Genomic DNA, 14,462 nt, shown 5'->3' on the forward strand with positions numbered 1-14,462 from the left:
GCGATGAGGTCATTAGCCTTTAACCGAACGCCAGATCTTGCCTACCACGGCCACAACGGCCAGCACCGCAGCTCCGGCAATGATACCGACGCCACCGTTGAGCAACGCCCCGGTCAACGCCCCGCCCCGCTCTTGGCTGAAGGCTTCGATAGCGTGATGCAGCGGCGCCACACCGTGCACCAGGATCCCGCCACCGACCAGAAACATCGCTGCGGTGCCAATCACCGACAGGCTCTTCATCATGTACGGCGCCGCCCGCAAAATGCCGTTACCGACAGCCTTGGCCACGCTTGAGGCTTTACCTGTCAGCCACAATCCCAGGTCATCCAGTTTGACGATGCCGGCAACCAATCCGTACACACCGATGGTCATGACAATGGCAATGCCCGAGAGCACGATGACCTGCTGAGTCAGCGGTGCAGCGGCGACCGCGCCCAGGGTGATGGCGATGATTTCCGCCGAGAGAATAAAATCCGTGCGAATGGCGCCCTTGATCTTGGTCCGTTCAAAGGCCACCAGATCAACAGCCGGATCGGCCAGCGCTTCAGTTCTGGCCTCGTGTTCGGCTTGCTCGTGCGCTTTATTGTGCAAAAACTTGTGGGCGAGCTTTTCAAAGCCTTCAAAACACAGGAAAGCACCGCCAACCATCAGCAATGGTGTCACGGCCCAGGGAATAAACGCACTGATCAACAGCGCCGCCGGCACCAAAATCAGCTTGTTGACGAACGAGCCCTTGGCCACCGCCCAGACCACCGGAATTTCCCGTTCGGCGCGCACGCCCGAGACCTGTTGGGCGTTCAGGGCCAAGTCGTCACCCAATACACCGGCGGTCTTTTTCGCCGCGACCTTGGTCATCACCGAGACATCGTCGAGTACCGTAGCGATGTCGTCGATCAACAACAGAAGACTGCTTCCTGCCATGTTTGCCTGATTCCAGCGGGTTAAGAGGTGCTCAGTCTAGCCCAAAGTCGCCAGCTTGAGCCCTTTGCAAACGCGGTGCTACCATGCGCCACCGCCCTTTCAGGCCCGGTGCCGCCTGCGGCCCGACACGAGGAACAGCGTCAACCATGAGCAGCATTCGCGAGCGCAACAAAGAATTGATCCTGCGCGCGGCCAGCGAGGAGTTCGCCGACAAGGGCTTTGCCGCCACCAAGACCAGCGATATCGCGGCCAAGGCCGGGCTGCCCAAGCCCAACGTCTACTACTACTTCAAGTCCAAGGAAAACCTCTACCGCGAGGTGTTGGAAAGCATCATCGAGCCGATCATGCAGGCATCCACACCATTCAATGCCGAGGGTGATCCCAAGGAAGTACTGAGCGCCTATATCCGCTCGAAAGTACGCATCTCGCGCGACTTGCCGTTTGCTTCCAAGGTGTTTGCCAGTGAGATCATGCACGGCGCCCCGCACCTGAGCCCGAGCCAGGTCGAACAGCTCAACGAACAGGCCCGGCACAACATCGAATGCATCCAGGCCTGGATTGAGCGTGGCCAGATCGCTGCAGTCGATCCGCATCACCTGATGTTCAGCATCTGGGCGGCGACTCAAACCTATGCTGACTTCGACTGGCAGATTTCGGTGGTTACCGGTAAAGCCAAGCTGGAAGACAGCGATTATGAGGCAGCAACGCAGACCATCATTCGCCTGGTGCTCAAAGGGTGTGAGCCGGACGCTTAGTCCGCAGCGCCGCTATCGCCGGCAAGGCCGGCTCCTGTAGGAGCTGGCCTTGCCGGCGATGGGCTACAAAGCAGCCCCATAGACCTTAGGCGGCTACACCGGCATCCGCCGTCAATCCCGCCTCTTCGATCGCACTGATCGCGCACTGCTCGTCAATATCCGAGGTATCGCCACTGATACCGATCGCCCCTAACACCACGCCCTGCTGATTGCGAATCAGCACGCCACCCGGCGCTGGCACCACCGGGCTCTGCCCCAGACCATTGAGCGCGGCGAAGAACGCCGGACGTTGCTGCGCGTCCAGCGCCAGCAGGCGCGAACCCTTACCCAGGGCAATCGCCCCCCAGGCTTTGCCCATCGCCACTTGCGGACGCAGCAGGCTGGCACCGTCTTCACGTTGCAGCGCCAATAGGTGGCCGCCGTTGTCGAGCACCGCCACCGTCAGGGGTGCGGCAGAGATCTTGCGACCCGCAGCCAGCGCGGCGTTCACCAGGCTGACAGCGACTTTCAGGGTCAATGTGGTCATGGAAAGGTCCTCTTGTTGTTAGAAGCCCTGAGGGCAGGTGTAAAAATCAATAGAACAAATAGAACACAATGGCGAATATTTTTGTATACAATATTTTCAGCGCGACAACCCAATTCTGACGAAACGCCTTTTTTATGGCCTTCCCGACGAAAGCACCCATCGCCGATGAAAATGGATTGACCAGAGTCGCCTGGCGTGAATACACTCTGACGAAAAGCCATTTGTATACAATTACAAAATCAAAGAGGCACAAAACCATGAGCAAAATGAGAGCAATTGATGCAGCCGTTCTGGTGATGCGCCGCGAAGGTGTTGAAACCGCGTTTGGTATTCCGGGTGCTGCAATCAACCCGCTGTACTCGGCCCTGAAGAAAGTCGGCGGTATCGATCACGTCCTCGCTCGTCACGTTGAAGGCGCCTCGCACATGGCCGAGGGCTACACCCGCACCAAAGCCGGCAACATCGGCGTGTGCATCGGCACCTCCGGCCCTGCTGGCACTGACATGGTCACCGGCCTGTACAGCGCCTCCGCCGACTCCATCCCGATCCTGTGCATCACCGGCCAAGCGCCGCGTGCCCGTATGCACAAGGAAGATTTCCAGGCCGTCGACATCACCAGCATCGTCAAGCCGGTGACCAAGTGGGCGACCACCGTTCTGGAGCCAGGCCAAGTGCCTTACGCGTTCCAGAAAGCGTTCTATGAAATGCGCTCTGGCCGCCCGGGCCCTGTGCTGATCGACCTGCCGTTCGACGTGCAGATGGCCGAAATCGAATTCGACATCGACGCCTACCAGCCGCTGCCTGTGCAAAAGCCTGCCGCCAACCGCGTCCAGGTCGAGAAAGCCCTGGCCATGCTCGACACTGCCGAGCGCCCACTGCTGGTTGCCGGTGGCGGCATCATCAACGCCGACGCTTGCGACAAGCTGGTTGAATTCGCCGAGCTGACCGGCATTCCAGTGATCCCGACCCTGATGGGCTGGGGCATCATCCCTGACGATCACCCACTGATGGTCGGCATGGTCGGTCTGCAGACCTCGCACCGCTACGGCAACGCCACCCTGCTCAAGTCCGACGTGGTGCTGGGCATCGGTAACCGTTGGGCCAACCGCCACACCGGTTCGGTTGAGGTCTACACCGAAGGCCGCCGCTTCATTCACGTCGATATCGAACCGACTCAGATCGGCCGGGTATTCACCCCTGACCTGGGTATCGTTTCCGACGCCGGTGCTGCCCTGGACGTGTTCCTGGAAGTGGCCCGCGAGTGGAAAGCCGCCGGCAAGCTCAAGGACCGCAGCGCCTGGCTGGAAGACTGCCAGGAGCGCAAGTCCAGCCTGCAGCGCAAGACCCATTTCGACAACGTGCCGGTCAAGCCACAGCGCGTGTACCAGGAAATGAACCAGGTGTTCGGCAAAGACACCTGCTACGTCAGCACCATCGGTCTGTCGCAGATCGCCGGCGCGCAGTTCCTCCACGTGTACAAGCCGCGTCACTGGATCAACTGTGGTCAGGCCGGCCCGCTGGGCTGGACCATTCCTGCAGCACTGGGTGTGGTCAAGGCTGATCCGAGCCGCAAGGTTGTGGCACTGTCGGGCGACTATGATTTCCAGTTCATGATCGAAGAGCTGGCCGTGGGTGCGCAGTTCAACCTGCCTTACGTCCACGTGCTGGTGAACAACTCCTACCTGGGTCTGATCCGCCAGGCCCAGCGTGGCTTTGAGATGGACTACTGTGTGCAACTGGCGTTCGAGAACATCAACGCACCGGAGCTCAACGGTTATGGCGTCGACCACGTCGCCGTGGTTGAAGGTCTGGGTTGCAAGGCCCTGCGTGTTACCGAGCCTGGCGAGATCGCGCCTGCCCTGCTCAAAGCGCAGAAACTGGCTGAAGAGTTCAAGGTCCCGGTGGTGGTCGAGGTTATCCTCGAGCGCGTGACCAACATTTCCATGGGCACCGAAATCAACGCGGTCAACGAGTTCGAAGACCTGGCGCTGGTCGGCAACGACGCACCAACCGCGATTTCCCTGCTCGACTGATCGCTTGAGCGGCCCTGCTGCATTGCGCACAGGGCCCACTTTTGCAAGGAGACCTCCATGCCACGTTTTGCCGCCAACCTGTCCATGCTGTTCACCGAGCAGGACTTCCTCGCCCGCTTCAAAGCTGCAGCTGACGCTGGCTTTAGCGGAGTTGAATACCTGTTCCCGTACGATTTCAGCTCGGCTGAAATCAAGCAGCAACTCGATGCCCACGGCCTGACCCAGGTGCTGTTCAACCTGCCGGCTGGCGACTGGGCCAAGGGTGATCGCGGTATCGCTTGCGATCCTGCGCGCGTCGAGCAGTTCCGCGCCGGTGTCGATCTGGCCATCGCCTACGCCCAAGTGCTCGGCAACACCCAGGTCAACTGTCTGGCCGGTATCCGCCCGCAAGGCCCGGACTGCGCCAGCGTCCGCAAGACCTTTGTCGACAACCTCAAATACGCTGCCGACAAGCTGGAAGCCGCCGGGATCAAGCTGGTCATGGAAATGATCAACACCCGCGACATCCCAGGCTTCTACCTGAACAACACCCAACAGGCCCTGGAAATCCAGGCCGAAGTCGGCAGCAGCAACCTGTTCCTGCAATACGACATCTACCACATGCAAATCATGGAGGGCGACCTGGCCCGCACCATGGAAAGCAACCTGGCCAAGATCAACCACATCCAGCTGGCCGACAACCCGGGCCGCAACGAGCCGGGTACTGGCGAAATCAACTACCGCTTCCTCTTCGAACACCTGGACCGCATCGGCTACCAGGGCTGGGTGGGCTGTGAATACAAGCCGCTGACCACCACCGAAGCTGGCCTGGGCTGGTTGAAATCCCATAACGCGATCTGACCTGCAAACAATTACAAGAGGCATCTCTCATGGCTAAAATCGGATTTATCGGCACCGGCATCATGGGCCGCCCAATGGCGCAGAACCTGCAAAAAGCCGGTCACAGCCTGTTCCTGTCCACCCATCACGATGCAGCCCCGGCCGACCTCGTTGCCGCAGGCGCCGTTGCCCTGGCCAACCCGAAAGAAGTGGCCCAGGAAGCTGAATTCATCATCGTCATGGTGCCCGACACCCCACAGGTCGAAAGCGTGCTGTTCGGTGACAACGGTGTGGCTCAAGGCGTAGGCCCGAACAAAGTCGTGATCGACATGAGCTCGATCTCCCCTACCGCCACCAAAGCCTTCGCCGAGAAGATCAAGGCGACTGGCGCCACCTACCTGGACGCGCCAGTGTCCGGCGGTGAAGTCGGTGCCAAGGCCGCGACCTTGAGCATCATGGTCGGTGGTTGCCCGAATGCTTTCGAACGCGCACTGCCGCTGTTCCAGGCCATGGGCAAGAACATCACCCGCGTGGGTGGCAGCGGCGACGGTCAGACCGCCAAGGTCGCCAATCAGATCATCGTTGCCCTGAACATTCAGGCAGTGGCTGAAGCCCTGCTGTTCGCCGCCAAGAACGGCGCCGATCCTGCCAAGGTACGTGAAGCACTGATGGGCGGCTTCGCCTCCTCGAAGATCCTGGAAGTACACGGCGAGCGCATGATCAAGGGAACCTTCGATCCAGGCTTCCGCATCAGCCTGCACCAGAAGGACCTGAACCTGGCCCTGCAAGGCGCCAAGGAGCTGAACATCAACCTGCCCAACACCTCCAACGCCCAGCAAGTGTTCAGCACCTGCGCAGCCATCGGCGGTGCCAACTGGGACCACTCGGCGCTGATCAAAGGGCTTGAGCACATGGCCAACTTCTCGATCCGCGACGACAAGTAATACCCAGGCAACAGCGCCCCTGGGTCAGCCTGCACGGAGGCGGGCCCAGGGGCGTTTTCGATTCTGAAGAACAATAAGATTGGAGCCTGCCATGTCGCTCGATCCGCAACACTTTCTGCGCGACCTGTTCGCCACGGCCATCGATGCCGCGCACCCTCACCAGGTCCTTGAAGCGCACCTGCCCAGCGACCGCAGCGGTCGCGTCATTGTCATCGGCGCTGGCAAGGCTGCAGCGGCCATGGCCGAAGTGGTCGAACGCCACTGGAAGGGCCCGGTCTCCGGCCTGGTGGTCACCCGCTACGGCCACGGCGCCAACTGCTCGAAAATCGAAGTGGTCGAAGCTGCCCACCCGGTTCCCGACGCCGCCGGCCTGGCTGTTGCCAAACGCGTGTTGGAAATGGTCAGCAACCTGACCGCCGACGACCGCGTGATTTTCCTGCTCTCCGGCGGTGGTTCTGCCTTACTGGCCCTGCCCGCCGAAGGTCTGACCCTGGCCGACAAGCAACAGATCAACAAGGCGCTGCTTAAATCCGGCGCGACCATCGGCGAGATGAACTGCGTGCGCAAGCACCTCTCGGCGATCAAGGGTGGCCGCCTGGCCAAGGCCTGCTGGCCGGCCACGGTCTACACCTATGCGATTTCCGACGTACCGGGTGACCTGGCCACCGTCATCGCCTCCGGCCCGACCGTGGCCGACCCGAGCACCTCGGCCGAAGCCCTGGCGATCCTCAAGCGCTATAACATCGAAGCGCCTGCTGCCGTCACTGCCTGGTTGAACAACCCGGCCTCGGAAACCGTCAAGGCCGATGACCCGGCCCTGGCACGCAGCCACTTCCAACTGATCGCCCGCCCCCAGCAGTCGCTGGAAGCTGCGGCGGTCAAAGCCCGTCAAGCCGGTTTCAGCCCGCTGATTCTCGGCGACCTGGAAGGCGAATCACGGGAGGTGGCCAAGGTCCATGCCGGCATCGCCCGACAGATCGTCCTGCACGGCCAGCCACTGTCACCTCCGTGCGTGATCCTTTCCGGTGGCGAGACCACCGTGACCGTGCGCGGCAATGGCCGTGGCGGACGCAACGCCGAGTTTCTCTTGAGCCTGACCGAAAGCCTCAAGGGCCTGCCCGGTGTCTATGCCCTGGCCGGTGACACCGACGGTATCGATGGCTCCGAAGACAACGCCGGTGCGTTGATGACCCCAGACAGTTACGCGCGCGCCGCAGCCCTCGGCCTGTCGGCCAGTGATGAGCTGGACAACAACAATGGCTATGGCTACTTCGCCGCTCTCGATGCCTTGATCGTCACCGAGCCGACGCGGACCAACGTTAACGATTTTCGCGCCATTCTGATCCTCGAGAGTGCCAAACATGACGCCTGACAAAAAAGTCAAAATCCTCGCTACCCTCGGCCCTGCCATCAAGGGTATCGATGACATCCGCCAACTGGTTGAGTCCGGGGTAAATATCTTCCGCCTCAACTTCAGCCATGGCGAACACGAAGACCATGCCCTGCGCTACCAGTGGATCCGCGAAGTTGAAAGCCAGCTGAATTACCCGCTGGGTATCCTCATGGACCTGCAAGGGCCGAAACTGCGGGTTGGCCGTTTTGCCGAGGGCAAAGTCCAGCTGCAACGCGGCCAGGCCCTGCGCCTGGACCTGGACAGCACCCCCGGCACTGTCGAGCGGGTCAACCTGCCCCACCCGGAAATCATTGCTGCGCTTGAGCCAGGCATGGACCTGCTGCTCGATGACGGCAAGCTGCGCCTGCGGGTGACTGCCAAGCACAGCGACGCCATCGAGACTGAAGTACTCAATGGCGGCGAGCTGTCTGACCGCAAAGGCGTCAACGTTCCACAGGCAGTGTTGGACCTCAGCCCGCTGACCGCCAAGGATCGCCGCGACCTGACCTTCGGCCTGGAACTGGGTGTGGACTGGGTGGCCCTGTCGTTCGTGCAGCGCCCGGAAGACATCATCGAAGCACGCCAGCTGATCGGTGACCGCGCCTACCTGATGGCCAAGATCGAGAAACCGTCGGCGGTGACTCAACTGCGCGCGATTGCCGAGCTGAGCGATGCGATCATGGTTGCCCGCGGCGACTTGGGCGTGGAAGTGCCTGCTGAAAGCGTGCCACAGATCCAGAAAACCATCATCAACACCTGCCGCGAGCTGGGCAAACCGGTGGTGGTTGCCACGCAGATGCTTGAATCGATGCGCTTCTCCCCAGCCCCGACCCGCGCCGAAGTCACCGACGTGGCCAACGCTGTGGCTGAAGGTGCCGACGCGGTCATGCTCTCGGCCGAGACCGCTTCGGGTGACTACCCGCTCGAAGCTGTGCAGATGATGAGCAAGATCATCCGTCAGGTCGAAAATGGCCCAGACTATCAGGCTCAGCTCGACGTTGGCCGGCCCAAGGCTGAAGCGACGGTTTCCGACGCCATCAGCTGCGCGATCCGTCGTATCAGCGGCATTCTGCCGGTGGCGGTACTGGTCAACTACAGCGAATCGGGTGCCTCGACCTTGCGTGCTGCGCGCGAGCGGCCACGGGCGCCGATTCTCAACCTGACCCCTAACCTGTCCACCGCTCGGCGCCTTAGCGTGGCCTGGGGTGTGCACTCGGTGGTCAATGATCGTCTGCGTCAAGTTGATGAAATCTGCTCCACCGCACTGGAAATCGCCCAGGCACAAGGCATGGCCAGCCGTGGCGACACCCTGTTGATCACTGCCGGTGTGCCTTTTGGCAAGCCGGGATCGACTAACACGCTGCGGATCGAAACCTTGATCTGATGCTGCATAGGGCTGCTCTGCAGCCCATCGCTGGCAAAGCCAGCGCCTACATATCATCCCTGTAGGCGCTGGCCTTGCCCGCGATGAGGCCAGCGCAACCAACACACATTCATGTGGGAAAACCAGCCCAATAGAGGCCACCCCGCTCCACATCAACCCAGACTGCCCCCATGTACACCAAGAATTTCGTCAACCCGTGCCCCGACTGGGCCACGGCCTTGCTCAATGGCTTCAGCCAGGTGCTGCTGCAGCGCAACCCGCTGTGCGGCCTGTTGTGCTTGCTGGCCATCACCCTGACCGCCCCCAACCTAGTCGGCGGCGCCTTGCTTGGCGCCCTTTCCGGGCTGCTCACGGCCCAACGCCGTGGCTACAACCGCACCGATCGCCAAGCCGGGCTGTACAGCTACAACGGCGTGCTGATCGGCCTGCTACTCAGCTATGCCCTGCCCTGGTCGGCCATCCTGCCACCGCTGATCATCGCCGCTGGCGGTGTGAGCAGCATGCTGGTGCATCAGTGGCTAAAGCGTGCCAGTTCCAATCTGCTGTTACCGGCGTACACCGCACCGTTCGTATTGATCGGCTGGGCCGTGCTGCTGCTCAGCCACCCCCAAGCCAGCGCCATCAGCCCGATCGAACACCATGCGCTCTACGCACTGGCGCGCGGCCTGGGTCAGATTTTTCTGCTGGATAACCCGCTTGCCGGTCTGCTGATCGCCATCGGCTTGCTGATCGCCAACCGCTATGCCGCCGCCTGGGCGCTGCTCGGCGCAGCGCTGGGCGGTAGTGTCGCACTGCTCGGCGGCGAAGCCAGTGCTGCCTATGCCGGCCTTTATGGTTTCAATGCCGCACTCGCCGCCCTGGCCTTCAGCCAGACCCGCAAGCAACCCTGGTTGCCGCTGCTGGCGATGATCCTGGCCATTGTCCTGCAACCGTTGGTAGCCCAACTGCCAGTGCCTGGCCTGACCGCGCCGTTCATCTTCGCCTGCTGGCTGGTGCTGATCGGTCAGCGCTTGATGCGCCAGCCGCTGGCTCGTCGTAGCGGTCGCTTGCATAGCTGAGACGCTGCCCCTAGGCTCTGCTCCATTGTGTAATGGAGCAAAGTATGGACACCCCTTCGAGCTGGCGTGAGCGGCTCTATGTCATCGTTTTCCAAACCGACACGGTCGCTGGCCGACGCTTTGACAGCATCCTCCTGCTGATCATCCTCGCCAGCCTGATCACCGTGGTCCTGGACAGTATCGATGAAGTGCACCAGAACTACGCCGGCCTGCTGGCAGCGATCGAGTGGGGGTTCACTGCCGTCTTTCTGGTCGAGTACCTGATTCGCCTGTACTGCTCACCCAAGCCCTTGCGCTACGCCTTCAGCTTCTACGGCCTGGTCGACCTGCTGGCGATCGTGCCGGGCATCATCGCCCTGTATTACAGCGACGCGCAGTACCTGCTGATCATCCGGGTGATCCGCATGCTGCGGATTTTTCGCGTGCTCAAGCTCAGCCCCTACCTCAAGCAAGCACATTACCTGCTCTCGGCACTGCGCGGCAGCAAACAGAAGATCATCGTCTTTCTGCTCAGTGTCTCGACCCTGGTAACGGTGTTCGGCACCCTGATGTATGTGGTCGAAGGCCCGCAACATGGCTTTACCAGCATCCCCAAAGGGATCTATTGGGCGATCGTCACCCTGACCACGGTCGGCTTTGGCGATATCGTGCCCAAGACGCCGCTGGGCCAGGTGATCTCCTCGTTGGTGATGATCACCGGTTACTCGATCATTGCCGTGCCCACCGGCATCTTCACTGCGGAACTGGCCAATGCCATGCGCGGCGAGCAGCTGCAACACGACTGCCCGGTATGCCGGAAAAACAACCATGAGCACGGCGCCGCGTTCTGCTCGCGTTGTGGCAATGCGTTATTCAAGAAAATGGAATAAGCAAAGCACTTTTTAATCTTTTAGTGCCTAAGCTTGAGCCGCTATAGTCGCTGGCATAATGCCCTAAACGCCAATTCGAACAAGGAATGCGCAGTGAAAAAACTCTTTAGTGCCTCGCTTCTGGCCGCCGGCCTCACGCTCGGCGCCCTGACCCAGGCCGCGCCAGCGCCACTGCTGAACGTTTCGTATGATGTGATGCGCGACTTCTACAAGGACTACAACGCCGCCTTCCAGAAGCACTGGGAAGCTGAGCACAAAGAGAAAATCACCGTACAGATGTCTTTCGGCGGTTCGAGCAAGCAAGCGCGTTCAGTCATCGATGGCCTGCCGGCTGACGTCATCACCATGAACATGGCCACCGACATCAATGCCTTGGCCGATCACGGCAAACTGGTACCCGACAACTGGGTCACGCGCCTGCCGAACAACAGCGCGCCCTTCACCTCCGCCACTGTGTTCATCGTGCGCAAGGGCAACCCAAAAGCCCTCAAGGACTGGCCAGACCTGCTCAAAGATGGTGTTGAGGTCATCGTCCCGAACCCCAAGACTTCCGGTAACGGCCGCTATACCTACCTCTCGGCCTGGGGCTACGTCCTGAAGAATGGTGGTGACGAAACCAAGGCCAAGGATTTTGTCGGCAAGCTGTTCAAACAAGCGCCAGTGCTCGACACCGGTGGCCGCGCCGCCACCACCACGTTCATGACCAACCAGATCGGCGACGTACTGGTGACCTTCGAAAACGAAGCCGAGATGATCGCCCGCGAATTTGGTCGTGATCAGTTCGAAGTGGTCTATCCAAGCGTTTCTGCTGAAGCCGAGCCGCCAGTGACCGTGGTTGATAAGGTGGTGGACAAGAAAGGCAGCCGTGCCACTGCCGAGGCCTACCTTAAATACCTGTGGTCGCCAGAGGCGCAGGAAATTGCCGCCAACAACTACCTGCGTCCACGCGACCCAGCTGTATTGGCCAAGTACACCGACCGTTTCCCGAAAGTCGACTTCCTTTCGGTAGAGAAGACCTTCGGCGATTGGCGCACCGTGCAGAAGACCCACTTCAATGACGGCGGCGTGTTCGACCAGATCTATACCGGGCAGTAATCGCCTGGAGCCGCTGCCACCAGGCTGCGGCTACGGATCAACTGGCCCCGACGTTCGTTTCAGCGTTATTTCGAACGCGCCGCGCCTCCATTGATCGGTTCATTGACTACCCTTTCCGTCATCCACGGTTCAAGGAGTACCCAGTGATCCGATCTTTCTTCGCCCTGTTGTTCAGTTGCCTGCTGAGCGTCCAGCTGGCAACCGCCGTACCCCTGCTACCCAAGTCTGACAAAGCTGCACAACCTGCCGAGCCTGTGGTTCAGGGCGGCCTGCTCGGCGCCATTGCCGATGGCCTGGACGATGTCAGCGAGGAGCTGGACGTCGACAACCACTTGATCGACAACTGGCGCTTGCGCGCCGATCGCGCCGCCGATGAGGTCGACCAATTGGTCGCGCGACCCTCAGGCCTCAGCTCCCTGGAACTGTGGCGCGATTTTGCAGTGCTCACGGTCACCTGGCTGATTGCCTTTGCCCTGCTCTCTCAATTGGGGCGCATGCTCGAACGTGCCAGCAGTCATTCGCGCCTGCTGCGCGAGCGACCGCGCCCCCGGCGTGTGATCAAGTACCTGCTGACCTATACCCTGCCCGCCCTGGCCAGCCTGATCATCACGCTCTATGTTGGTCACTTCCTGGCGATTTCCGCCGGGCGCGCGCTGGGCATGAGCCTGGCTTATGCCACCAGCAGCGGTATTTTCTCAACCTCGATCATTCTCTGCCTGATCACGTTGTTCGACACCGGGCACAAACGCACAGCGGTACGGATCATTCGCGAGCTAGCACCCCGCCCGTTGTTCATGATCGGCTTTCTCGCCGCCTGGAGCGATGCCCTGACCAGCCCGCAGATCGCCCGCCAACTGGGCGGCAATATCACCAGCAGTGTCGCTGCCGTGACCGGTTTGTTGGCGACCCTGGCGTTCGCCGTTTTAGTGCTCAAACTGCGACGGCCGGTGGCGCACCTGATCCGCAACCGCGCACTGCCCGACCGTCTGCAACACCGCGCTGTGCAGGAAACCCTGAGGATCTTTTCGGCACTGTGGTTCCTACCGATCCTGATGATGATCCTGGTCTCGGCCGTGCACCTGATCGGTGCCGGTGAAGAAAGCCAGCGCGCCCTGCAAAAGGCCCTGCTGACCTCCATTTTGCTGATTGGCACGGTGTTTCTCAGCACCATCTTGCAACGCATGTTCAAACATCGCGAAGAAGTTGACGCCAGACAACGCCTGCGCCCCTACAAGGAGCTGTTGCGCAACCTTGCCTATGCCCTGTTGCGGGTGGTTATAGCCGTTACGTTCATCGAACTGCTGGGGCGGATCTGGGGCTTTTCCGTGCTCGATTTCGCCCTGCGCAACAGCCTCGGACGGGCCATCAGCGATTCACTCAGCAGCATCGGCCTGATCCTGCTGGTGACCTGGTTACTCTGGGTGGTGATCGACACGGCCATCCAGGAAGCGCTCAAACCCACCGTCGGGCGCCGCTCCGCGCGCCAGCCGAGCACCCGCGTGCGGACCATTTTGCCGATGCTGCGCAACGCGATCAAAATCATCCTGGTGGTGATCTGCACCATCACCACCATGGCCAATCTGGGCATCAACGTCTCGCCATTCCTGGCGGGCGCCGGGGTCGTCGGCCTGGCCATCGGCTTCGGCTCCCAGCAATTGGTCCAGGATGTGATCACCGGGCTGTTCATCCTCATCGAAGACACCATTGCCATTGGCGATTGGGTGGTGCTCGACTCCGGCCACGCTGGCACGGTTGAAAGCCTGACCATTCGCACCCTGCGCCTGCGTGACGGCAAGGGCTTTGTACATTCGGTGCCATTCGGCCAGATCAAGGCGGTCACCAACCAGTCACGGCAATTCGCCTACGCCTTCTTCTCGGTGCAGTTCAGCTATGCCACCAATGTCGACAGCGCCTTGAAGCTGATCCGTGAAGTCGGCCACTCGATCAGCGAAGACCCGATGCTGCGCCACAGCCTGCAGGGGCCGTTGCAAGTGTTCGGGGTCGATAGCATGAACCTCAACGGTATCACCCTCACCGCGCAGTTTCGCACCAGCTCCGGTGGCCAATACGCAGTCAATCGGGCGTTCAACGAGCGCCTGAAAAAACGCGTGGACGAGACCGATGATGTCAGTTTCGCCCAGTACAACCCTCCCCCTGCACGGATAGGTGAAGGGCCCGTTTGATTGGCCTTTCTGGCAAGCGGAGTTCGATGCTAAAGTCGCGGCCATGAACCCCACCCGCGCCCACCGCCCGCTGATTGCCTGGACCCTGTACTTCTGTGTCCTGTTCAATCTGTTCGCCTGCGGCATCGGGCATGGGCAGATGATGGGGCTCAAGCTCAACGGCATCGGTGGCGCCTTCTGCTCGGCCATGGGCAGCGCCGGCCCGAGCCTGAAAAGCGATTTTGGCGAGCAATCGGTTGCCGGCTGGGACAGCCTGCAGACCTGCCCGGTGTGTGCCGCAGCAGTAGTCTGCCTGGGCTTGATGCTGGTCATCGGCTGGCTGATGGCAACCGCCCGCACGCGTCGCTATCACCGTGAACTGCGCAGCAAGGCGCCACCGCGCTATTGCTGGCCTGCCGCCAACCCCCGCGCCTCTCCGCTTCTGGCTTGAACCGTACAGCTATATGTATTCGGCCTGTTTACCGTGCCTGACTGACAGGTGC

General features: G+C 60.9%; 13 protein-coding genes. 11 read left to right on the plus strand and 2 right to left on the minus strand.

Annotation, left to right across the window (positions count from 1 at the left end; translation table 11 throughout):
* Positions 1–12: 12 nt before the first annotated feature.
* The gene (locus ACQRAX_RS03065) at positions 13–921 is read right to left on the minus strand and encodes a DUF808 domain-containing protein (protein WP_412038274.1); all 909 of its coding nucleotides are present in this window, start codon (positions 919–921) and stop codon (positions 13–15) included.
* 146 nt (positions 922–1,067) lie between these two features.
* Between ACQRAX_RS03065 and ACQRAX_RS03070 the strand changes: the two genes are divergently transcribed.
* Positions 1,068–1,676 carry a TetR/AcrR family transcriptional regulator gene (locus tag ACQRAX_RS03070; protein WP_412038273.1) on the plus strand — a complete coding sequence of 203 codons (609 nt, stop codon included), beginning with the start codon at positions 1,068–1,070 and terminating at the stop codon, positions 1,674–1,676.
* A gap of 85 nt (positions 1,677–1,761) precedes the next feature.
* Here ACQRAX_RS03070 and ACQRAX_RS03075 read toward each other — a convergent pair whose 3' ends face one another.
* Entirely contained in the window at positions 1,762–2,202 is a 441-nt protein-coding gene (locus ACQRAX_RS03075; protein ID WP_045188935.1) for a GlcG/HbpS family heme-binding protein, read from the minus strand.
* Between the two features lie 257 nt (positions 2,203–2,459).
* On the opposite strand from ACQRAX_RS03075, the gene gcl reads away from it, so the two are divergent.
* The 10 genes from gcl (at position 2,460) to ACQRAX_RS03125 (ending at position 14,410) form a co-directional block, all read left to right on the plus strand.
* On the plus strand, positions 2,460–4,235 hold the full coding sequence (gene gcl, locus ACQRAX_RS03080) for a glyoxylate carboligase (RefSeq protein WP_412038272.1): 1,776 nt from the start codon (positions 2,460–2,462) through the stop codon (positions 4,233–4,235).
* A gap of 57 nt (positions 4,236–4,292) precedes the next feature.
* Positions 4,293–5,075, plus strand: coding sequence for a hydroxypyruvate isomerase (hyi, locus tag ACQRAX_RS03085; protein ID WP_045188941.1), 783 nt, complete (start codon positions 4,293–4,295; stop codon positions 5,073–5,075).
* Between the two features lie 29 nt (positions 5,076–5,104).
* Positions 5,105–5,998, plus strand: coding sequence for a 2-hydroxy-3-oxopropionate reductase (locus ACQRAX_RS03090; protein WP_045188942.1), 894 nt, complete (start codon positions 5,105–5,107; stop codon positions 5,996–5,998).
* A gap of 91 nt (positions 5,999–6,089) precedes the next feature.
* Positions 6,090–7,370, plus strand: a complete 1,281-nt coding sequence (locus ACQRAX_RS03095) for a glycerate kinase type-2 family protein (protein ID WP_045188944.1) — start codon at positions 6,090–6,092, stop codon at positions 7,368–7,370.
* On the plus strand, positions 7,360–8,775 hold the full coding sequence (pyk, locus tag ACQRAX_RS03100) for a pyruvate kinase (protein ID WP_045188946.1): 1,416 nt from the start codon (positions 7,360–7,362) through the stop codon (positions 8,773–8,775). Before ACQRAX_RS03095 ends, pyk begins: the two co-directional genes overlap by 11 nt.
* A 170-nt stretch (positions 8,776–8,945) precedes the next feature.
* On the plus strand, positions 8,946–9,833 hold the full coding sequence (locus ACQRAX_RS03105; RefSeq protein WP_412038271.1) for an urea transporter: 888 nt from the start codon (positions 8,946–8,948) through the stop codon (positions 9,831–9,833).
* Between the two features lie 44 nt (positions 9,834–9,877).
* Entirely contained in the window at positions 9,878–10,702 is an 825-nt protein-coding gene (locus tag ACQRAX_RS03110) for an ion transporter (protein WP_412038270.1), read from the plus strand.
* A 93-nt stretch (positions 10,703–10,795) separates the two neighbouring features.
* The gene (locus ACQRAX_RS03115) at positions 10,796–11,797 is read left to right on the plus strand and encodes a sulfate ABC transporter substrate-binding protein (RefSeq protein WP_412038269.1); all 1,002 of its coding nucleotides are present in this window, start codon (positions 10,796–10,798) and stop codon (positions 11,795–11,797) included.
* 143 nt (positions 11,798–11,940) lie between these two features.
* Entirely contained in the window at positions 11,941–13,980 is a 2,040-nt protein-coding gene (locus tag ACQRAX_RS03120) for a mechanosensitive ion channel family protein (protein ID WP_412038268.1), read from the plus strand.
* 43 nt (positions 13,981–14,023) lie between these two features.
* Positions 14,024–14,410, plus strand: coding sequence for a DUF2946 domain-containing protein (locus ACQRAX_RS03125; protein WP_412038267.1), 387 nt, complete (start codon positions 14,024–14,026; stop codon positions 14,408–14,410).
* Positions 14,411–14,462: the final 52 nt, after the last annotated feature.

It is taken from the genome of Pseudomonas sp. UM16 (genome assembly GCF_050312595.1).
Classification (GTDB): domain Bacteria; phylum Pseudomonadota; class Gammaproteobacteria; order Pseudomonadales; family Pseudomonadaceae; genus Aquipseudomonas.